We start from the raw sequence: 19,323 nt of genomic DNA on the forward strand, positions 1-19,323 counted from the left end.
ATAACCATGCCACACCTCAGTTATTCCTTTTGAAAATACTCTACCAATAAAGGCATAACTAAAAGTATTTAATGGCGAAAATATTTTTCAGATAAGGGTTTCATATTTAGCCCAATGCGTTACTATTAGCACCTAATTCGGTTCGACCCTTATATTTGATACTCTGTATTAACACCCTAAGAAAAGGATAGGTTATGCGCTACGAAGTGATCGTTATCGGTGCAGGTATGGTTGGCACGTCAATCGCGTGGCATCTACAAAAAAATAACTCAAATGTATTACTCTTAGATAAGAAATTGCCAGGTTCAGAGACCTCGTATGGCAATGCAGGATTGATTCAGCGCGAAGCGATTCATACGCATCCTTTTCCGCGTCAGCTGACAGAAATGATTAGAGTATTGCCAAACCAAGGGACAGATATTCGCTACCGCATACCAGCTATTTTGCGTTATCACCAAGCGCTATTACAGTACTGGAAATACTCTACGCCAGCATCCGTCAAAAAAATTGAATCTGAATGGCAGACGTTGATCGAGCATTGTACCAGTGAGCACCAAACCATGATCAGCGCCTCTGGTGCTGACGAGCTCATTACTCGTGATGGTTGGTTGCAATTGCATCGCTCAGAAGAAACGTTTAAAGAAGCGCAAACATCAGCCATTGATGCTCGTAACCAAGGTGTTGAGCACAATGTTCTCAACCTTGAAGAACTAAAAGCCATGGAGCCAAGCGCCAATTTTGAAGGGTTCGTTGGTGCGATTCATTGGAAAAACTCTTGGCAAGTATCAAACCCAAGCTCGCTTGTAAAAGCCTATGCAAAAAACTTCCAAGACATGCAGGGTACGATCAAAGAGAATGACGTTAAAGAAATCGTCAAAGATGCTGACGGCTGGAAAGTTATCACTGATAAAGATACTTACTACAGTGATAAATTAGTCATTGCAGCAGGTCCATGGTCGAATGATTTGATCAGACCACTGGGATATGACCTACCGTTATTCCCGATGCGTGGCTACCATCAGCATTTCAAAGTAACAGATAAGAACACCATCAATCATAGTATGTTTGATATGGACAAAGGCTTTGTCATGGGTCCAATGCAGCAGGGTATCCGTATCACGACTGGTGCTGAGATGACGACCATGAATGCGCCAAAGAACTTTGGTCAGTTAAAAACCGTATTGAAACTTGCTAAGAAAATCTTGCCATTAGAAGATGCCGTTGAAAGTGAAGCATGGGCTGGATCACGTCCTTGTATGCCAGATATGAAGCCCGTCATCGGACCTGCTGACAAGCATGACAAACTATGGTTTGCGTTTGGTCACAGTCATCAAGGCTTTACCTTAGGGCCAATGACAGGGCGCCTGGTTGAAGAGATGATTCATGACAAGCCGGCATTGGTAGATTTGGCACCATTTAGTGCACAGCGTTTTTCTAATTAAAAGCGCGTCTAGCAAATTTAGCACCATTTTAAGTTAATAAATTAAAGGTAGATAACATGATAAAGAAATTACATAGCACCCCACGCATGAGCAGAATCGTCGTCCACAACCAGACCGTTTACTTATGTGGTCAGGTCGGTAATGCAGAAGACGATATCAAAGCGCAAACATTGACATGTCTAGAAAAAATCCAAACGCTATTACAAGAAGTGGGTAGTGATAAATCAAAACTGCTTTCAGTGACGGTTTGGATCAAAGACATGGCTGATTTTGCAGCTATGAATGAAGTTTATGACGAGTGGTTTGAAGGTATCGAGCCACCAGCGCGCGCTTGTGGCGAATCAGCACTGGCACGTCCTGAGTTATTGGTTGAGATGATTGCCATCGCTGCTGAGTAATAGTCTGTTCGTAGTACTTGTAACTAATAGTAAAAGCAGTAGAAAGGACAGGATAGCAATATCCTGTCCTTTTCTATGTGTGAAGATAAGCTAGCATAGTGACTAATGTAGCTACTAACACAGTTACTCATATAGCTATTAGCATCCTTTCCATACCGCTTGGCGTTTCTCAATAAACGCATCAATGCCTTCACTCACATCGTCTGCCATCATATTGTCCGTCATTACTTCACTGGCATAGTCATATGCATCTTCGATGTTCATACCCAGCTGCTTATAAAACATACCTTTGCCAGTTTTTACTGCCACCGGAGACTTGGTAGTAATCGCCGTTATCAGTGATTGTAGTGTTTGATCGAGTTGCTCTGCTGGCGCAACTCGATTGATCAATCCATATTGTAAGGCAGTATGCGCATCGATAAATTCACCTGTGATTAACATCTCAAATGCTTGCTTACGGGGTAAATTACGACTGACGGCAACGGCAGGCGTAGAGCAAAAAAGTCCAACGTTTATCCCAGAAGTAGCAAATTTTGCATTGTCAGCGGCAACGGCTAAGTCACAAGCTGCGACCAGCTGACATCCTGCGGCTGTGGCAACGCCTTGTACTTTTGCGATAACGACTTGTGGCATACAGTTGATGGTAAGCATCATTTTGCTACATTGCTGGAATAGGGCACGATGAAATGCTTCATCATCGTTTGCGCGCATTTGTTTTAGATTGTGACCCGCACAGAACGCCTTGCCCGTCGCTTGAATAACCACCACTCTGATCGTATCGTCTTGAGCGATATTGTCCAGTTCTGCTTGCATGGCAGATAGTACTTCAACGGACAGGGCATTGAATTGTTTGGGTTGGTTTAAGGTCAGCGTGACTATGCCACTTTCTTTATTGTCTTCTCTAATAACGAGAAGATTGTCTATGCCTAGAGTAATGCCAGATTGTGTCATTTATCATCCTTGATAATGGGTGGTTTGATTTGGCAAATGCTGCTATCTATGAAGTTATATAAATAGTAGCATGGCTCATATTCTATACAATAGATGGAGCACATAGAAAGCTCATAACAAAATAGCGCACTCAGATGATGAGTACGCTATTGGTTTTTCAATCAGATATAAGCTAAATTTATACTAAACCTAGTATGCGCCTTCGCTATAGATAAGCTCGTAGCTATGGCTATATATCTCGACGATGTTACCGAACGGGTCTTCCATATAAATCATGCGGTAAGGTTTTTCGCCAGGATAGTAGTAGCGTGGTTTTTCCATACGCTTTTTACCACCTGCTGCAACCATACGCTCAGCCAGTTCTTCAACATTTGGATCTTGAACACAGAAATGAAAGATGCCCGTTTTCCAGTATTCAAAGTTATTTTCAGGGTTTTCTTGATTTTTGAATTCAAAAATCTCAACACCGATACGGTCACCAGTAGACAAATGAGCGATACGAAAGCTTCCCCAACCTGCACCAAATACTTCAGTACACATCTCACCAATCGGACTGTCATCTTCGACAATCTCAGTTGGTTCCATGATGGTGTACCAACCCATCACTTCGGTATAAAATTTTACGGCAGCATCTAGGTCTGGGACTGATAGACCAATGTGCGAAAAGCTTCTTGGATAGACGTTATTCATAGTTTGTGCTCCTGTTTAATGTGCGTTTTCTTTAACGTGGAGCCAGTATACAAATACAGATCAATTATGTAAAATTATCAAATATTATATAAATAAGTATAAAACGTAATGACAAATATCACATGGCTACGTACTTTTTGCACGCTTGCTGAGGTCGGGCATTTTACGCGTACTGCTGAGCGCTTATACATGACGCAGTCTGGCGTGAGCCAGCACATACGTAAGTTAGAAGAGCAACTAGATACGGATTTGTTGATTCGACAAGGTAAGCAGTTCTCACTGACCAATGCAGGTGAACAGCTTTATAAAGAAGCAGGTGAGATATTGCAGCGTCTATCAAATTTAGAGCAACGTATCGGTGAAGACCCGCCTTATGAAGGGTTGGTACGGCTAATGTCACCGGGTAGTGTAGGGCTTAAGCTATATCCAAAGCTTCTAAATCTACAGCAGCAACACCCACAGCTGGTGATTGATTATCGTTTTGCACCCAACTCAGATATCGAGCAAGCACTTGCCAACCATGAGATTGATATTGGGTTTATGACAGATATCTCAGAGAATGAAACGGTTAGCTGTAAGCCTATGGCGCAAGAAGCATTGATACTGGTGACACCTGCCACGACAACCGAGCCGAGCTGGGAGCAGCTTACCCAGCTTGGATTTATTGATCATCCGGATGGAGCCCATCATGCAGGCATGCTCCTGACTGCCAACTATGAACAATTTCAGCATATCAACGATTTTGAGAAAAAAGGCTTTTCTAATCAAATTGGTCTGATTTTAGAGCCTGTCAGCAGAGGAATAGGCTTTACGGTTTTACCTGCACACGCAGTAGCTGCTTACTCAAAGCCTGAGCTCATCAACAGCCATGCTTTACCAGTTGCCGTTAGCGAAACGCTATATCTGGCAGTCAGACGACAGCAGGTACTCTCTAATAGAATGCATACGGTCATTGATGATATAAGAAAATGGCTATAGATATGTTGAAAACAATAAATGCACCGCTAGCAGGTATATAGGAGCGGTGCATTTAACGTTTTTATATCTAGAGAAGACTATGAATTTGTGAGCGTTGCGCTACTTTAGGCTTTGGCCCAGCTTAATACTTGCAGCAATATTAGCAGCAGTAGTCTCAATATTGTTGTAAGCAGAGCCTAACACATTATCGATCGTATCTACTTTTTGGATACTCGGCATAACCACATCGAACTGACTGGTCTGGGCAGGTTTTAGTCCATCGACGCTGCCGCAGATAGCGATGACAGGTGTACGGCTAGCCTTAGCGATTTGGCTGATACCGCCTGCCACTTTACCCATGGCGGTCTGCGCATCGAGCTTACCCTCGCCAGTGATGACAAGATCAGTCTCTGCAATATGCTGTGACAGATGAGCCACTCCAGCAACTGTATCAAAGCCTGACTTTAGCTGAGCTTGGAAGAACGTCATCATCGCATAGCCAAGACCACCAGCAGCACCAGCACCTTCAACGTGTTGACAGTCTTCATAACCATGCTGATTGCACATTGTTGCAAAGTGATTTAGTGCCTTGTCCAAAGTATTGACTTGCTCTGGGTTAGCGCCTTTTTGCGGGCCAAATACTGCGCTTGCTCCTAGCAGGCCGCATAATGGATTGGTCACATCACAAGCGACCTCAAATACAGTATTCAATATCTTGGCATTGAGGTTGGTGCTGTCGATATGATGTAGGCTGGCAAGTGCACCGCCACCATGAGTGAGTAAGCTATTATTGATGTCATGAAATGTCACACCTAATGCCATGAGCATACCAAGACCTGCATCATTGGTTGCGCTACCACCAAGACCGATAATGATGCGCTTGGCCCCTTCTGCTAACGCATCTTCGATCAGCTCACCCACACCATAACTACTCGCAATAACAGGATTACGCTCATCAGCTGTCAGTAGATGCAATCCGCACGCTTGAGCCACTTCGATTACCGCAGTCGCGTCAGGCAACAATAAGTACTTTGCGGTGATTGGTCTCATCAATGGATCGTGTACTTTGACTTCTTTCCAGTGACCCCCTAATACATAAGACAACACTGCTGATGTGCCTTCGCCGCCATCTGCCATTGGCAGTAGCTTGTAATCAGCATCTGGAAACACTTGGCTAAAGCCAGACTGAATGGCACGGCAGACATCGAGCGCTTCTAGACTTTCTTTAAACGAGTCAGGGGCAATCAAAATTTTCATACGGCTCTCTTTGAATATCTTAATGACACGATCATTGCGATGGTGTCATGTTTTAAAACGTTTACTTAGTAACAGCCAAATAAACGTCTGTAAAAACAGCTAATCTTAGGATTAGATAAATACTAGCGTCAACAACCAGATAAACACAATGCTAGTCACACCTTGGATACCAGTAGCCATTGAATGAGCTTTGTACGCTTGTGCCACACTCATGCGACTAAACTGGCTCACAATCCAAAAGAAGCTGTCATTGGCATGTGAGATGGTCATGGCACCGGCACCAATTGCCATCACACAGAATACCCGGCCAAGCTCGCTGTCTAGACCGATTTGGTTTAGAAGAGGTGCGACCATTGCAGAAGTCGTAACCAATGCGACTGTGGTTGAGCCTTGCGCTGTTTTTAGCGCAGCAGAGACGATAAATGGCATGAAGATACCTAAACCCAAAGCAGATAGCGTTGAACCCAAATAATCGCCAATTGGTGTCACTTTTAACATGGCACCAAATGCGCCACCAGCACCAGTGATCAGTAGGATAGGAGCAGCAACAACCAAACCTTGTGAGATGCTATCGCTAATTTCTTGCGTTTTTTGGCTTGATTTGATTAAGAAGAATGATAAGAACAAGCCGATAAGTAACGCAGTCAGTGGATTACCAATGAATATTAAAATATCAGCTACCATGCTACTGCCAAATGGTGCACTTGGGAAATTAGCAACCGAAGACAAGCAGATCAATATAATAGGAACAATAATAGGTAAAAACGCCATTGTCGCTGATGGTAAGTGACTATAATCATCACGAGTTTTCATGCCTTCAGGCATTGCTGCTGCTGGCGCGTCAGCCTTGTTTATGTTGTCAGGTGTTGCATTGAGAAAACGGTTAGACCACCACCAGCCAGCCAGTACCGCCACGGCAGTCACGACCACACCCACCATGATGACCAAACCCAAGTTAGACTCTAGTCCTAAATTCCCCGCTGCCGCGATTGGACCTGGTGTAGGTGGTACGAAAGTATGAGTAGCATATAGACCTGTTGCCAAAGCAATACTCATCGCCACACTTGAGACGTTCAAGCGCTCAGCTAGAGATTCTTTTAGAGAGTTCAAGATGATGTAGCCTGAGTCACAAAACACAGGTATTGATACTACCGCACCAACGATAGACATCGTCAAAGTAGGAAAGCGCGGCCCCAACACTTTGATCACTGACTCTGCCATTACGATAGCAGCGCCTGTCTTTTCAAGGATTAAACCAATAATCGTACCAAATACAATAACTAGACCGATGTATCCTAGAATCCCACCGAAACCATCAGAGATTGTTTTTGCGACTGTATTGAGCGGTACTTGATAAAATAGCGCGACCAAAAAAGCAGATAGAATCAATACTAAAAAAGGATGCCACTTCAGTTTTGCAGTAGCGAAAATAATAAAAAGAATGGTCAGTACAAGCCAAAATACAATCATCACTGTCTCAATATGGTTTAGAACTTAATGGATTATTAATACAAATACAGTCAATTTTATATAAATCATATACGGCATCAGCGCTGCTCAGACTATATGTCATAGTGGCAGGAATCTTATTTGCACAGGTTTTTATATGAGTCATCTTGAACTGATTATAAACATGAATAACGATACGAAATTTTGAAGGGGCATATTCTATAGCAAATGGCTGCTACTAGGAAATATATTCAGCAGAAATATAGTGCTATTTCTATCCATGCCATATTGAAAAATAATATGGCTGTATCGGACTACTGTTTATTAAAGCCATTCTAAAAGAAAATCAACGTTTGTTCAAAGTATTTCATTGCATCGAAACTATTGAGGTCTATTTTATTAGAATAGGTTATATGGATAGGGCAAAAAAAACTGGCCACATGTAGTGACCAGTTTGTACTGATAAGAGATAATGTCTAACGCAATGCTCATATCAAAGTTTTAGCCCAAAACAAGGTATGAGTAAGCGGTATTTATACGATATGGTATTGAACTAACGAACAACTATACATGACTACGCGATTTTATCGAAAAACGCTTTGTTTGGCGTGGTTGATATCGTTGTATCAAAACTCACATGAATACCTTGTTCGTCGTGAGTGGCATACCAATGATCGTCATTATCACTCGTCAATAGTTGGAAGTACTTGTCATTGACGATTCTGCCTACTGTATAAATTTCACCTTCTAGGTAAATATCATTGCCTTGAATACATAGAAGCTTATCATCAGTGTATATTTCATTGTCTTTCATACTTGTGTGCCCTGTTGTAAATAAAACAGCAGAATATCAATCCTGCTGTTGATAATAAAGACGATTATATAGGCACTATCTTATTGTTTGGTATACCATTTTTAAGGTAGTTGTAGCAAATAGTTGCTATATCATTACATAGGTAACATCGCCGTTAGGACAGTATTTTTTTAAGTAACTTATAAACGACTAATATTTAGCCGACTAATATTGAATTGAATTTCGATCTATCAGAATAGCGCTGCGCAAGACGACAGTAAACTAGTCTACAATTAATCAAAAACCGTACACAATAAAAAAACCAGCAACACAAGGCTGCTGGTTTTTTTGAATAAATCTAACTGTCTAAAGAATTACTCTTCAGAGTAGTCTTCTTCAGATTCTTCTTCGTCAGCTGAATCTTCGTTGTTACCATCTTCAGAAAGAATAGTAACTAAGATGCTAGCAGTAACGTCATGGTGTAGCTGAATATCAACATTGTATTCGCCAATTTGACGTAGAGTGCCTTCAGGTAGCTTGATTTCAGCACGGTCAACTTCTAGACCTGAGTTAGTCAATGCTTCAGCGATATCGCGAGTACCGATAGAACCGAATAGCTTGCCTTCGTCACCTGATTTAGCACGCATGATAACATTAACGTCAGTTAGTGCATCAGCACGCTCTTGAGCAACAGCGATCTCTTTTGCTTCTTCAGCTTCAAGCTCAGCACGACGTGCTTCGAACTTTTCGATGTTAGCTTTAGTAGCAGGTAGAGCGCGGCCCTGAGGGATAAGAAAGTTACGTCCGTAACCTGGTTTTACATCGACAGTTTCACCGAGTTTACCAAGGTTGACGATACGCTGTAACAAAATAATTTGCATGAGTCATTCCTAGTTAGCGGTTAACCTTGATGGTTATCAGTGTATGGAAGTAGCGATAAATAACGAGCTTGCTTGATAGCAGTCGCTAGTTGACGCTGATATTTAGTAGATGTACCAGTAATACGGCTAGGTACGATTTTACCATTATCACTAATATACTGTTTTAGCAATTCAACATCTTTATAGTCGATGTGAGTGATGCCTTCAGCAGTGAAACGGCAGAATTTGCGACGGCGATAGAAACGTGCCATGAGTATTCTCCTTTAATTAGTCTTCACTGTTGTCGTTGTCGTCATTATCGTTTTCACGATTGTCTGGACGACGAGTAGTTGCTTTGCGTGCGCGTTTTTCATCGGCATTCTTGGCTAACTGCGACTCTTCAGTGACAGCTTCGTCACGGCGCATAACTAGACTACGAATGATCGCGTCGTTATAGCGGAATAATTCTTCAAGTTCAGCTAAAGTTTCACCGTCAGTTTCAATGTTGAAAAGAACGTAATGAGCTTTGTGAATCTTGTTAATTGGGTAAGCCAGTTGACGACGGCCCCAATCTTCTAGACGGTGGATAACACCGTTGTTGTCTTGAACTAACTTGATGTAGCGCTCAACCATGCCGACCACTTGGTCGCTTTGGTCTGGGTGTACAAGTAACACCAGTTCGTAATGTCGCATTATGACTCCTTACGGATTAGTAGCTATTAACCCTATGTTAATAGCAAGGAGATTTATAAGGTAAGCCCTAATTCCTAAAAATATAATAAGAAAAAAGCTTAGTTTATAAAGCGCCGTATTATAACAGTACTCGGTGATTAACACAAAGGTTAATCACCAAGCTGTTGCCAATAAGATATAAAAAGAGGATAAATAATCTCTGCCAAATAAAAAAGCCGCGATTATACGCAGTTTTTTTATAGTAACTACAAGAAAAAGTAGAGACAGTATTGATAATCGAGTATAAAAAAGATTTACTTCGTTTTAGACTTTTTTTCTAACTGGCTACTGTCCGCTTTGACGACTAAGGTTTTGGCAAGTTTGTCATGCCAGCCGATATTTTGAGGGTTTCTTGATGCCATGTAATAATGAATAGCGATAATCACAAAACCTAAAAAGCTGGTAAATGAAAACAGCAAGTTGTAGATGATGAACAGTAACAATGTACGCGTACCGATAAGCTTTATGAATGAAGGCAGTCGATGCGTGGTTTGATCCACCACTCGAATACCAGTAATCAGTTTGCCTAGTGATTGACCGCGCATGGCAATAAATAACAATTGCAAAGCAAATAGACCAAATACCATCACTTGCGACATCATTAACGTGCTACTAGGAAGGCTTTCCATCAGCGTCATTGAATACTGATAGGCGGCGTCCATGTCTTGGATGTTTTGGAACTTGGTGTAATCCACATCCAATTTGGTCAATGCCATGACCAATGGCAAAATGGCTAAGACATAAAGTAAACCATTTAATGCCGTTGCCAATACACGCGACATAATAGGCGCGAGCACGACGTTACCCACGGTTTTGTCTGCGGCCGTCTTTTTGAGATTGGACTTGTTCAACGATACATTGTTATGCGGCGTTTGATGACGATTGGTCGTCATATCTGCCTTGACGCTTTTGGGACGTTCAGGCTTGCCGTACAATCTATCTAGTGAGACAGACTTATCTTCTTGACCACTCGCGCTATTAGCATTGTCTTCAGGAAACACGGTTACATTGTTGATAATGGAATCGTTGTTTTCAGAACGACCACTAGCAGTAGGTCTATAAGCCGCTTGGTTGTTGGTGAGATTGCCTACACGTTGCCATTGGCTCAGGCCTTCATGCCACATCAAATCATCTAGCAGTACTTCACCAGAGGCGAGCATAATATTCAGCTGCTCCAAATCATATGGGCCAGCTTGTACGTTATTTCGAGCAAGGAAAATCTGCATAATTGCCTGCATAGTTAGTCATGTCTTAACACATTATATTAGGGTCTATTTGAAAAAATCAAATAGACCCTAATAGTGGTATCTTTAATGACTGTGTGAATTACCCCAGTAACTTAATACTGTGACTTAGCATAGTGAGTCAATATAGTTACTTAACACAATGATCACTTAACACAGTGACTTACTGTGCTTCTTCACCAGCTAAGAAGAACCAAGTATCTAGTACAGAATCAGGATTCAATGATACTGAGCTGATGCCTTGCTCCATAAGCCAGAATGCTAGATCTGGATGATCTGATGGACCCTGACCACAGATACCAACATATTTGTTCTGTTTACGGCAGGCGTCAATAGCCATCGTCAATAGTTTCTTAACTGCAGGGTCACGCTCATCAAATAGATGTGAGACGATGCCTGAGTCACGATCAAGACCAAGCGTTAGCTGAGTCAAATCGTTAGAACCAATAGAGAAACCATCGAAGTGCTCTAGGAACTCTTCTGCGAGTAAGGCGTTGGTTGGTAGTTCACACATCATAATGACGCGTAGACCATTTTCGCCGCGTTTTAGACCATTCTTTTCAAGTAGCTCAATTACTTGTGCTGCTTCGTCAGTGGTACGGACAAATGGGATCATGATCTCAACATTGGTCAGACCCATCTCATCACGAACACGTTTTAGTGCTTTACACTCAAGCTCAAAGCAATCACGGAAGTTGTCAGAGACATAACGGCTAGCACCGCGGAAACCAAGCATTGGGTTTTCTTCTGATGGCTCGTATAACTTACCACCGAGTAGGTTAGCATATTCGTTTGATTTGAAATCTGACATACGAACGATAACTGGCTGATCCATAAAGGCAACGGCTAGGGTTGAGATACCTTCAACCAATTTATCAACGTAGAAATCAACTGGTGAGGCATAGCCTGCAATACGCTCTTGGATTGCTTGTGAGATCTCACGTGGCAAGCTGTTCATGTTTAGTAGCGCTTTTGGATGCACACCAATCATACGGTTGATGATGAACTCTAGACGCGCAAGACCAATACCTTCGTTTGGCATTTGGGTGAATGAGAACGCGCGATCCGGGTTACCAACGTTCATCATCACTTTAAATGCAAGCTCTGGCATAGACTCAACAGAGTTGGTCTGTACTTCAAAATCAATCTGGCTCTCATAAATGAAACCAGTGTCACCTTCAGCACAAGACGCAGTCACGTCTTGACCATCAACCAATAACTCAGTGGCGTTACCACAACCAACGATAGCTGGCACACCTAGCTCACGCGCGATAATAGCCGCATGACACGTACGGCCACCACGGTTAGTGATGATAGCAGAAGCGCGCTTCATAACTGGCTCCCAATCCGGATCAGTCATGTCTGATACCAGTACGTCGCCTTCTTCTACTTTGTCCATCTCGTTTAGGTTGCTAACGATACGCACTTTACCTGAACCGATACGCTGACCGATTGAACGACCTTCACACAATACTTTTGCGCCAGTCGTGTCGATAACATAACGCTCCATGACATTGCTGTCTTGGCGGCTCTTAACAGTCTCAGGACGTGCTTGAACGATAAAGATCTCACCGCTATCGCCGTCTTTTGCCCATTCGATGTCCATTGCATGACCATAATGCTGCTCAATGGTTACGGCTTGTTTGGCAAGTGAGGTCAGCTCTTCAGTAGATAAAGAGAACTGCATACGCTCTTGCTTTTCAACATCAACAGTTTTCACTGATTTAGCCGTGCTGCCTTCATCACCATAAACCATTTTCTTGTGCTTGCTACCTAGGTTACGACGGATAACAGAAGGCTTACCATCAGCTAGCAGACGTTTTGAGATATAAAACTCATCTGGGTTAACTGCGCCCTGTACAACCATCTCACCTAGACCGTAGCTTGAGGTGATGAATACCACCTGATCAAAACCACTTTCGGTATCTAGTGTGAACATAACACCAGCAGCACCAGTCTCTGAACGCACCATACGCTGTACAGCAGCAGACAAGGCAACGCCTTCATGCTCAAAACCTTTATGAACACGATAAGAGATGGCACGGTCGTTATATAAAGAGGCAAATACTTCTTTAATAGCGATTAGAACGTTATCAATACCACGAATGTTCAAGAAGGTTTCTTGCTGACCAGCAAATGAGGCATCTGGCAAATCTTCAGCGGTAGCAGAAGAACGGACAGCAACCGCGATGTCTTCACCGCCACTCATCGTTTCAAATGACTGACGTACTTCTTGCTCAAGATCTTTTGGCAGCTCTTGTTCAATAATCCAAGTACGGATCTTTTTACCTGTTTCTGCAAGTTTTTTGACATCATCAACATCTAGTGTTTTTAGCTCGTTGTTGATTTTGTCAAGCAAGCCTGTTTCTGTCAAAAAGCGATTGAAAGCATTTGAAGTGGTGGCAAAACCGCCTGGAACACTAACGCCTAAATCAGATAGATGGCTGATCATTTCACCAAGAGAGGCATTCTTGCCGCCAACCATTTCGATATCGTCTTTTCCTAGCTGATCAAGATTGATTACAAGTGCTGTAGATTGCGCTGCCATGATAACTCCAGAAAATAAGGTTATTTAGTAAAGATTATAACGGTGAATTATACCGCCATATTATGAGGATTTCGAGGGGTTTGACCAAAAAACTTGTTAAAAATACACAAATTGTAGGAATTGCCACATAAATTTTGGTAAGTGGCTGATATTTTTTTGTCTGAAAGCACAAAAAATATCAACAGTATCAGTAATAGTATGTGCTTGTTGAGTGCTTATAATTGTCAAGAAATTTGAAGATGAGTGCATTCGAGCGACGGTATTCGAGTATTCTCACAACTTCTATTTCTACATAAAAGGTTCAGTAATAAAAACATTTAATGAGTAGGCAGTTGAAGGTAATGATTGCGTGAAAAACCGTGTTGGTTCTAAGTGTGTGCCTGTAACATTGATTTCTATTAAGGGCTTAATATGCGTATAATGTAGCGCATAGATAGGTGATGTGCATGGTTCTATCAACGTACGATACAGATGCCGCTGTGTATCTCGTTCAAGAGCAATCATTGAGTACTTAAATAGCTAATCAGGTAACTCAATTAAGCCGCCAAATTTAGATAAACGCTATCAAATCATCACTAGAAGCTAAATGAAGATCATTATTGAGTTTTCAACCAAGGTGCCAACGTCATGTACTCAAGCAATCCATCTGAACAAGTTAAGTCCACTATCCAAAACCATCACGCACTCAACTTGGACAGCTCACAAGCCATCAGAACGGCATTTTTCATCTCAGATGGCACAGCGATTACTGCTGAGACATTGGGTCGCGCTATTTTAAGTCAGTTTGCTTCAGTGCCTTTTGAGACGCGTGTTTTGCCATACGTTGACAGCCTAGAGCGTGCTGAAGACGCAGTCGAGCAAATCAATATGGCTTATCAGCGCGATGGCTCACTGCCGCTGGTGTTCGATACTATCGTTAATTCAGAGATCCGCGAAAAGATTAACTCAGCCCACAGCTGTAACTTGGATATGTATGAGGGATTAATAGGACGCGTTGCAGAAGAAACCGGCGTTGAGCCAGATGGTCACTCTGGTCATGCGCACGACGACGTTGACTCTGAAACCTACAAAGAGCGTATCGATGCGGTTCATTTTGCTTTGGACAATGACGATGGAGCGCGTACTCGCCACTATAATGCAGCAGATATTATCTTAGTGGGGGTGTCGCGTTCTGGTAAGACACCGACATCGCTATACTTGGCATTACAGTTTGGTATTCGAGCGGCAAACTATCCTTTGACCGAAGATGATTTGTACGACAATCAGTTGCCAAAAGCATTACGTGAGCACAAAGACAAACTGTTTGGCTTGCTCATTGATACCGATCGCTTAGTAAAAATCCGTCAAGAGCGCCGTGCAGGCAGTCGTTATTCCAGCTACCAACAATGTCAGCAAGAGCAGCGTGCGATACAAGGTATCTATATTACTCATGGTATTCCAAGCTTGGACGTATCGGAGATGTCTGTTGAAGAGATTGCCACCCGTATCTTGCAAATGACTGGTCTTAAGCGCCGTATTGGCTGATAAATTATTACAGTGCGCAATACGTATCAAGATTGCAAAAAAGATATCCATACTTTATGGTGGCGTGATTTTACTAACCTAATTTTATTAACCTACGTAGATCGTAAAAACTCACTCCCATACAAACTTATTCATATAATCAATAAATAAAGAGGACATCATGGTAAGTAAAAGTGCAAGCGACGCGACCAATGATACTGGTAAAGATATTCATACCGAAGTATCTAATAAAGAGAACGGTCGCACGCCCAACCCTGAACATACCGAAGGTAAAGACAAAAAACAAAAAATTGAACAAACCCACGAGCAAGTTACTGATGATGTCATGCACCATCCAGACCTTATCAACCCGCTCGATGACACCCGTATCGATATTCAATCGGGTTTTGCCAAAGACTCTCGTCGCTTAAAAAGCGACAATCACGACTATGAATACGATGTTGTGGTATTGGGTGCAGGACCAGCTGGAGAGGCTGCTGCCATGAAGCTTACCAAATCTGGTAAGAGAGTGGTGGTGGTCGATCCGCGTGATCAGGTGGGTGGTAACTCGACTCATGTAGGTACGATCCCGAGTAAAGCACTGCGCCAATCGGTATTTAACTTGATTAACTTTCGCCGTGATCCAATGTTCACAAAAGCGATGGAGTATAAGCAAGTTCCGCTGAATAAAGTGCTTGCCAACGCTCGTCAAGTGATACGCCGTCAAGTGAACACGCATACGGGTTTTTATGAGCGCAACCGTATTGAAGTCATTCAAGGGTGGGGCAGTTTTGTTGACAAACATACTTTACGTGTTGAAACGGATGACAATGTGTTTGAAACCATTACCTTTAATAAAGCCATCGTAACGGTCGGTAGTCGTCCATATCGTCCTGATATCTTAGACTTCAATCATCCGCGTGTTTTTGATTCTGACAAGATCCTACAGATGGATTATATCGTCAAAAAAATCATCATCTATGGTGCTGGCGTGATTGGCTGTGAATACGCTTCCATCTTTACTGGTCTTGGCTATAAAGTGGATCTGATCAACAACCAAGATCAGTTGCTTAACTACCTCGATAGCGAGATTAGCGATGCCATCGCGCACGATTTTAGACAGTTCGGTGTGCTCATTCGCAGTAACGAAGAGATTGATCATCTTGAGACCCATGATGACTGCGTAATCCTACATCTCAAAAGCGGTAAGAAAATCAAATCAGATGCCATTCTGTGGTCAAATGGACGCTCAGGTAACACTGAAGGTCTAAACCTAGAAGCTATCGGGCTAAAAGCGAACAGCCGTGGTCAGCTAAAAGTTGATGATACTTATCGCACTGATGTTGATAATATCTATGCAGCAGGCGATGTGATCGGCTGGCCATCATTAGCATCAGCGGCATATGATCAAGGACGCTGTGCGGCTGCATTTATGGTTGGCGACAGTGATGCTGAACCTGTATCTAGCGTACCAACGGGTATCTATACGATCCCTGAGATTTCTTGTATTGGCAAAACCGAGCAAGAGCTGACAGATGAGAAAGTACCTTACGAAGTTGGGCAAGCTTTCTTTAAGCATCTGGCTCGCGCACAAATCATTGGTGAGCGTACAGGCGTACTAAAGATACTATTCCATCGTGAGACACTAGAGATTTTGGGTATTCACTGCTACGGTAACCATGCCTCAGAGATTATCCATATCGGACAAGCGGTTATGAAGTGTAACAATACGCTTGAGTACTTCGTCAATACGACCTTTAACTATCCAACGATGGCAGAAGCATATCGTGTTGCGGCGCTCAATGGTCTGAACCGAGTGTTTTAACGATTATCTTTAACTACTGAGAATGCTTCAACGTTTGGAAGTACAAGGTTCGGAATTACAACGTTTAGAAGTAACAAGCTTGGAAGTATAAAGTCCTCTCCATAAAAAGCGCCTGCTATTGTTAGCAGGCGCTTTTTTGTCAGGGGCTTGAGCTCAGTTACTATCAAGCGCTATAAGCGGATTGTCTTTGCGGTATACGTTTGCGTAAAAATAGTAGCAAAGCAAAGTAAAATAGCCATAAGCCTGCCAGTACATAAAACCCAATAGCGACTTGGGACACGCTGGCACCCATTTGGTTCAGCTGTACAGAGGTATTGATGGCAGGGGTTGTGGGCACGATCCAGCGTATGACTTGTAATATCTGAGGCAACTGGTCTGCTGGCCATGGGTAGCCACTCAAGAAAAATATCGGTAGCGAGACAAAGATTAAGATTTGCATGCTACGTTCTCGCTGCCGGAACCATAGCCCAAGCACACAGCCGAGCGTGGCGACCGTTAGGCAGAATAATGCCAAAAACAACAACGTACCAAGCATGTTTTGACCACGTGGATAATGATGTAGCTCAAACGCCCAGCCATAATAAAAACAGCCGACGATAAAGCTTAGCGTGCTTAGCGCTCCGATGCGTCCTAGCCAGCCACGTATGCTCGTCGCATGGCGGCGTTGCTCATACCATGTGCCAATCAGCATCGCTGTCGCCATCAGTAGTGTTTGTTGCAAGATAATGACAGAGACAGCTGGCACGACATAAGCACCATAGCCTTCAGTTTGGTTATACAGTGGTATGATGCGTAGCGGTATTGCTTGCGTGCTCTGTGCGGCAGTGGGTGCATAAGCCCCTTTCGCAACGGCCTTCTTTACCTTTATGCCTGCTGATACCGTACCCACTGCTTGAGAGAAGCCCAGCTGAACATTTTTATTTAAGATAAAATAGCCACCATTACCCAAAACACTGACATGGGCTTGTTGACCTGATAGTACTTGCGCTTCAAGCCCACTAGGAATCACCATATAACCTGCAATTTGATTGGACCACATGGCTTCTTTGGCGGCTTGCTCATTGACAAAACGCTCGGTATCTAAATAGGGGCTGGAGCTTGAATAACGAGCGAGCGTACGCGATAAGTTGCTATTGTCATAATCGATGATACCTACCGGTACATGATTGACCACCTCAGTAGAATAAGGCCACGGATAAAAGAAGCCATAAATAATAGGGGCGATGATCAACATCAGCAAGATGCCTTTATCCCCAAAAATATCTTTAAGCGTTTGGACAAAGCTTGTCCAGAACGACGGTGATGGCGAAGACTTTGTTGATTCAGATTTTTTGAGATTGGGGTTGGATCGTATTGACATTAGCGTGCTCCCCAACGTTCAGGATGTGCCAATGCACGTTTGGTTAATAATGCGGCTAGTAGCAGTGCTATGATCATAGCAAGGGTAAGACCGTAGACACTAGGCAGGGATATAGCAATGGGTGCTTGCATCTGTAGTTGTGCAATATGAAGCTTGAGATAATGCGTCAGTGGTAGGATATTTGACCAATATTGCGCGCTATCACTAATCGCAATATAAGGAAAGGTCACACCAGCAAAGGCGTAAGAAGGCGCTGAGATAAAACCAGTAGCAGACAGCCCCATACGTAGAGAAAAAGCATTCAACGTAAAGATCGCACCCAGCCAAAACGAGAGCGCCATTAGGCATAAAAGACCGGCATATACTACGGCAAGCGAAGCTATGCTTATAGATTGGTTCGAGGTTGCCAGCCACAGTATCATAGCCGACCATACACTATAGGCCAGCATTGGCCAAAAATATTTACCTAACAAACCAAACAATAATACTGACAGGCTGAGTGCCTGTGGCGCTCTTAAGGTTGACGACACCGTGGCATTATCGCTGTTGTTATTGACACTATCTTGCTTGATGAACGGTGCGGTTAGTGTTTTCGGATATCGAGGTGACGTTCGTTTAGGGTTTTTGGTATCAATAAAACGATACCAGCGACCAATATTCTTATCACGTAGCTCACGTCCAATGGTCGTTGCACCAACGACCATTGCCAATATATGTAGCAGGGCAGGTATCACGGTTGAGGCCAAAAACTGTTGATAATTGGTGGCCGCATTGAACAGACTGATACGTTGAATACTGATAGGCGCGTAAGCAGTTGCGGCTTGCGATGGCGCTACGCCTTGCTTGACCAATCGCTGTATCTCGACGCCTGCGGACAGTGTACTTGCAACTGCTTGAACACTCGTTTGAATAATACCAGAGTGAGTACCATACTGTGCGTTTACTTGTAGTGTGAGTGGCGCAGGTGTATTCGATAGAATATGGCGAGAGAAGTCTTCAGGAATCGTCACGACTGCGTAAATATCGCGTTGCAATATCGCAGCCTCGGCCTCTGCTTGAGAATAATACAACTGCCTGACTGTGAGCGTAGGACTGGCTTCTAAGTAGCGTACAGCAGTATTGGCCATCGCACTATTGTCTTGATCGATAATGCCTATAGGCAAATCAGTAATCTGAGTCTGTGAAAATATCCACCAAATAAGTAGGACGGTTGCCAGCGGTATCCATACCACCATGCTAAGGTCCCACTGGTTTTTGATCAAAAATCGCCGCTCATAGGCTGCACTGCGCAAAAACGCCTCAATTAAGCGCATG

17 protein-coding genes are annotated in these 19,323 nt (G+C 43.1%); 5 read left to right on the forward strand and 12 right to left on the reverse strand.

Annotated elements, in window-relative coordinates:
- Positions 1–194: 194 nt before the first annotated feature.
- Both AC5JPY_RS12665 and AC5JPY_RS12670 read left to right on the forward strand, forming a co-directional pair.
- Complete coding sequence (locus AC5JPY_RS12665; RefSeq protein WP_493852663.1) at positions 195–1,442, forward strand: NAD(P)/FAD-dependent oxidoreductase; 1,248 nt, start codon at positions 195–197, stop codon at positions 1,440–1,442.
- Positions 1,443–1,501: 59 nt separating this feature from the next.
- Entirely contained in the window at positions 1,502–1,840 is a 339-nt protein-coding gene (locus tag AC5JPY_RS12670) for a RidA family protein (protein ID WP_493852743.1), read from the forward strand.
- A gap of 138 nt (positions 1,841–1,978) precedes the next feature.
- Here AC5JPY_RS12670 and AC5JPY_RS12675 read toward each other — a convergent pair whose 3' ends face one another.
- Together AC5JPY_RS12675 and AC5JPY_RS12680 are read right to left on the reverse strand one after the other, a co-directional pair.
- Positions 1,979–2,791 carry an enoyl-CoA hydratase gene (locus AC5JPY_RS12675; protein WP_493852664.1) on the reverse strand — a complete coding sequence of 271 codons (813 nt, stop codon included), beginning with the start codon at positions 2,789–2,791 and terminating at the stop codon, positions 1,979–1,981.
- A 189-nt stretch (positions 2,792–2,980) separates the two neighbouring features.
- Positions 2,981–3,481, reverse strand: coding sequence for a lactoylglutathione lyase family protein (locus AC5JPY_RS12680; RefSeq protein ID WP_101205448.1), 501 nt, complete (start codon positions 3,479–3,481; stop codon positions 2,981–2,983).
- Between the two features lie 108 nt (positions 3,482–3,589).
- Between AC5JPY_RS12680 and AC5JPY_RS12685 the strand changes: the two genes are divergently transcribed.
- Complete coding sequence (locus AC5JPY_RS12685) at positions 3,590–4,459, forward strand: LysR family transcriptional regulator (protein ID WP_493852665.1); 870 nt, start codon at positions 3,590–3,592, stop codon at positions 4,457–4,459.
- A gap of 99 nt (positions 4,460–4,558) precedes the next feature.
- On the opposite strand, the gene AC5JPY_RS12690 is transcribed toward AC5JPY_RS12685, so the two are convergent.
- The 8 genes from AC5JPY_RS12690 to ppsA form a co-directional block, all read right to left on the reverse strand.
- Positions 4,559–5,695, reverse strand: a complete 1,137-nt coding sequence (locus tag AC5JPY_RS12690; RefSeq protein ID WP_493852666.1) for a glycerate kinase — start codon at positions 5,693–5,695, stop codon at positions 4,559–4,561.
- Positions 5,696–5,806: 111 nt separating this feature from the next.
- The gene (locus AC5JPY_RS12695) at positions 5,807–7,165 is read right to left on the reverse strand and encodes a GntP family permease (protein ID WP_493852667.1); all 1,359 of its coding nucleotides are present in this window, start codon (positions 7,163–7,165) and stop codon (positions 5,807–5,809) included.
- A 553-nt stretch (positions 7,166–7,718) separates the two neighbouring features.
- Positions 7,719–7,958, reverse strand: coding sequence for a hypothetical protein (locus tag AC5JPY_RS12700; protein ID WP_493843409.1), 240 nt, complete (start codon positions 7,956–7,958; stop codon positions 7,719–7,721).
- Positions 7,959–8,311: 353 nt separating this feature from the next.
- Complete coding sequence (gene rplI / locus AC5JPY_RS12705) at positions 8,312–8,818, reverse strand: 50S ribosomal protein L9 (RefSeq protein ID WP_493852668.1); 507 nt, start codon at positions 8,816–8,818, stop codon at positions 8,312–8,314.
- A 20-nt stretch (positions 8,819–8,838) separates the two neighbouring features.
- Positions 8,839–9,069, reverse strand: a complete 231-nt coding sequence (gene rpsR / locus AC5JPY_RS12710; RefSeq protein WP_010198808.1) for a 30S ribosomal protein S18 — start codon at positions 9,067–9,069, stop codon at positions 8,839–8,841.
- 16 nt (positions 9,070–9,085) lie between these two features.
- Entirely contained in the window at positions 9,086–9,490 is a 405-nt protein-coding gene (gene rpsF, locus AC5JPY_RS12715) for a 30S ribosomal protein S6 (RefSeq protein ID WP_101205443.1), read from the reverse strand.
- A 293-nt stretch (positions 9,491–9,783) separates the two neighbouring features.
- The gene (locus AC5JPY_RS12720; protein WP_493852669.1) at positions 9,784–10,767 is read right to left on the reverse strand and encodes an RDD family protein; all 984 of its coding nucleotides are present in this window, start codon (positions 10,765–10,767) and stop codon (positions 9,784–9,786) included.
- Positions 10,768–10,936: 169 nt separating this feature from the next.
- Positions 10,937–13,321: a phosphoenolpyruvate synthase gene (ppsA, locus tag AC5JPY_RS12725; RefSeq protein ID WP_443524281.1), complete on the reverse strand. Its 2,385-nt coding sequence runs from the start codon at positions 13,319–13,321 to the stop codon at positions 10,937–10,939.
- 627 nt (positions 13,322–13,948) lie between these two features.
- Here ppsA and ppsR point away from each other — a divergent pair.
- A complete protein-coding gene (gene ppsR, locus AC5JPY_RS12730) occupies positions 13,949–14,845 on the forward strand; it encodes a posphoenolpyruvate synthetase regulatory kinase/phosphorylase PpsR (RefSeq protein WP_443524279.1) in 897 nt (298 codons plus the stop codon).
- 160 nt (positions 14,846–15,005) lie between these two features.
- A complete protein-coding gene (gene sthA / locus AC5JPY_RS12735) occupies positions 15,006–16,649 on the forward strand; it encodes a Si-specific NAD(P)(+) transhydrogenase (RefSeq protein ID WP_319050212.1) in 1,644 nt (547 codons plus the stop codon).
- A 163-nt stretch (positions 16,650–16,812) separates the two neighbouring features.
- Here sthA and AC5JPY_RS12740 read toward each other — a convergent pair whose 3' ends face one another.
- Both AC5JPY_RS12740 and AC5JPY_RS12745 read right to left on the reverse strand, forming a co-directional pair.
- The gene (locus tag AC5JPY_RS12740; RefSeq protein WP_493852670.1) at positions 16,813–18,009 is read right to left on the reverse strand and encodes an ABC transporter permease; all 1,197 of its coding nucleotides are present in this window, start codon (positions 18,007–18,009) and stop codon (positions 16,813–16,815) included.
- Positions 18,009–19,322: an ABC transporter permease gene (locus AC5JPY_RS12745; RefSeq protein ID WP_493852671.1), complete on the reverse strand. Its 1,314-nt coding sequence runs from the start codon at positions 19,320–19,322 to the stop codon at positions 18,009–18,011. The genes AC5JPY_RS12740 and AC5JPY_RS12745 overlap by 1 nt, the downstream gene beginning before the upstream one ends.
- Position 19,323: the final 1 nt, after the last annotated feature.

Source organism: Psychrobacter sp. H27, from assembly GCF_059072655.1.

Coding starts and splice junctions, on each gene's coding strand:
- ppsR (WP_443524279.1), top strand. CDS start 13,949: ATGTACTCAAGCAATCCATCTGAACAAGTTAAGTCCACTATCCAAAAC.
- AC5JPY_RS12690 (WP_493852666.1), bottom strand. CDS start 5,695: ATGAAAATTTTGATTGCCCCTGACTCGTTTAAAGAAAGTCTAGAAGCG.
- AC5JPY_RS12675 (WP_493852664.1), bottom strand. CDS start 2,791: ATGACACAATCTGGCATTACTCTAGGCATAGACAATCTTCTCGTTATT.
- rplI (WP_493852668.1), bottom strand. CDS start 8,818: ATGCAAATTATTTTGTTACAGCGTATCGTCAACCTTGGTAAACTCGGT.
- AC5JPY_RS12740 (WP_493852670.1), bottom strand. CDS start 18,009: ATGTCAATACGATCCAACCCCAATCTCAAAAAATCTGAATCAACAAAG.
- ppsA (WP_443524281.1), bottom strand. CDS start 13,321: ATGGCAGCGCAATCTACAGCACTTGTAATCAATCTTGATCAGCTAGGA.
- rpsF (WP_101205443.1), bottom strand. CDS start 9,490: ATGCGACATTACGAACTGGTGTTACTTGTACACCCAGACCAAAGCGAC.
- AC5JPY_RS12665 (WP_493852663.1), top strand. CDS start 195: ATGCGCTACGAAGTGATCGTTATCGGTGCAGGTATGGTTGGCACGTCA.
- AC5JPY_RS12680 (WP_101205448.1), bottom strand. CDS start 3,481: ATGAATAACGTCTATCCAAGAAGCTTTTCGCACATTGGTCTATCAGTC.
- AC5JPY_RS12685 (WP_493852665.1), top strand. CDS start 3,590: ATGACAAATATCACATGGCTACGTACTTTTTGCACGCTTGCTGAGGTC.
- AC5JPY_RS12720 (WP_493852669.1), bottom strand. CDS start 10,767: ATGCAGGCAATTATGCAGATTTTCCTTGCTCGAAATAACGTACAAGCT.
- AC5JPY_RS12695 (WP_493852667.1), bottom strand. CDS start 7,165: ATGATTGTATTTTGGCTTGTACTGACCATTCTTTTTATTATTTTCGCT.
- rpsR (WP_010198808.1), bottom strand. CDS start 9,069: ATGGCACGTTTCTATCGCCGTCGCAAATTCTGCCGTTTCACTGCTGAA.
- AC5JPY_RS12745 (WP_493852671.1), bottom strand. CDS start 19,322: ATGCGCTTAATTGAGGCGTTTTTGCGCAGTGCAGCCTATGAGCGGCGA.
- sthA (WP_319050212.1), top strand. CDS start 15,006: ATGGTAAGTAAAAGTGCAAGCGACGCGACCAATGATACTGGTAAAGAT.
- AC5JPY_RS12700 (WP_493843409.1), bottom strand. CDS start 7,958: ATGAAAGACAATGAAATATACACTGATGATAAGCTTCTATGTATTCAA.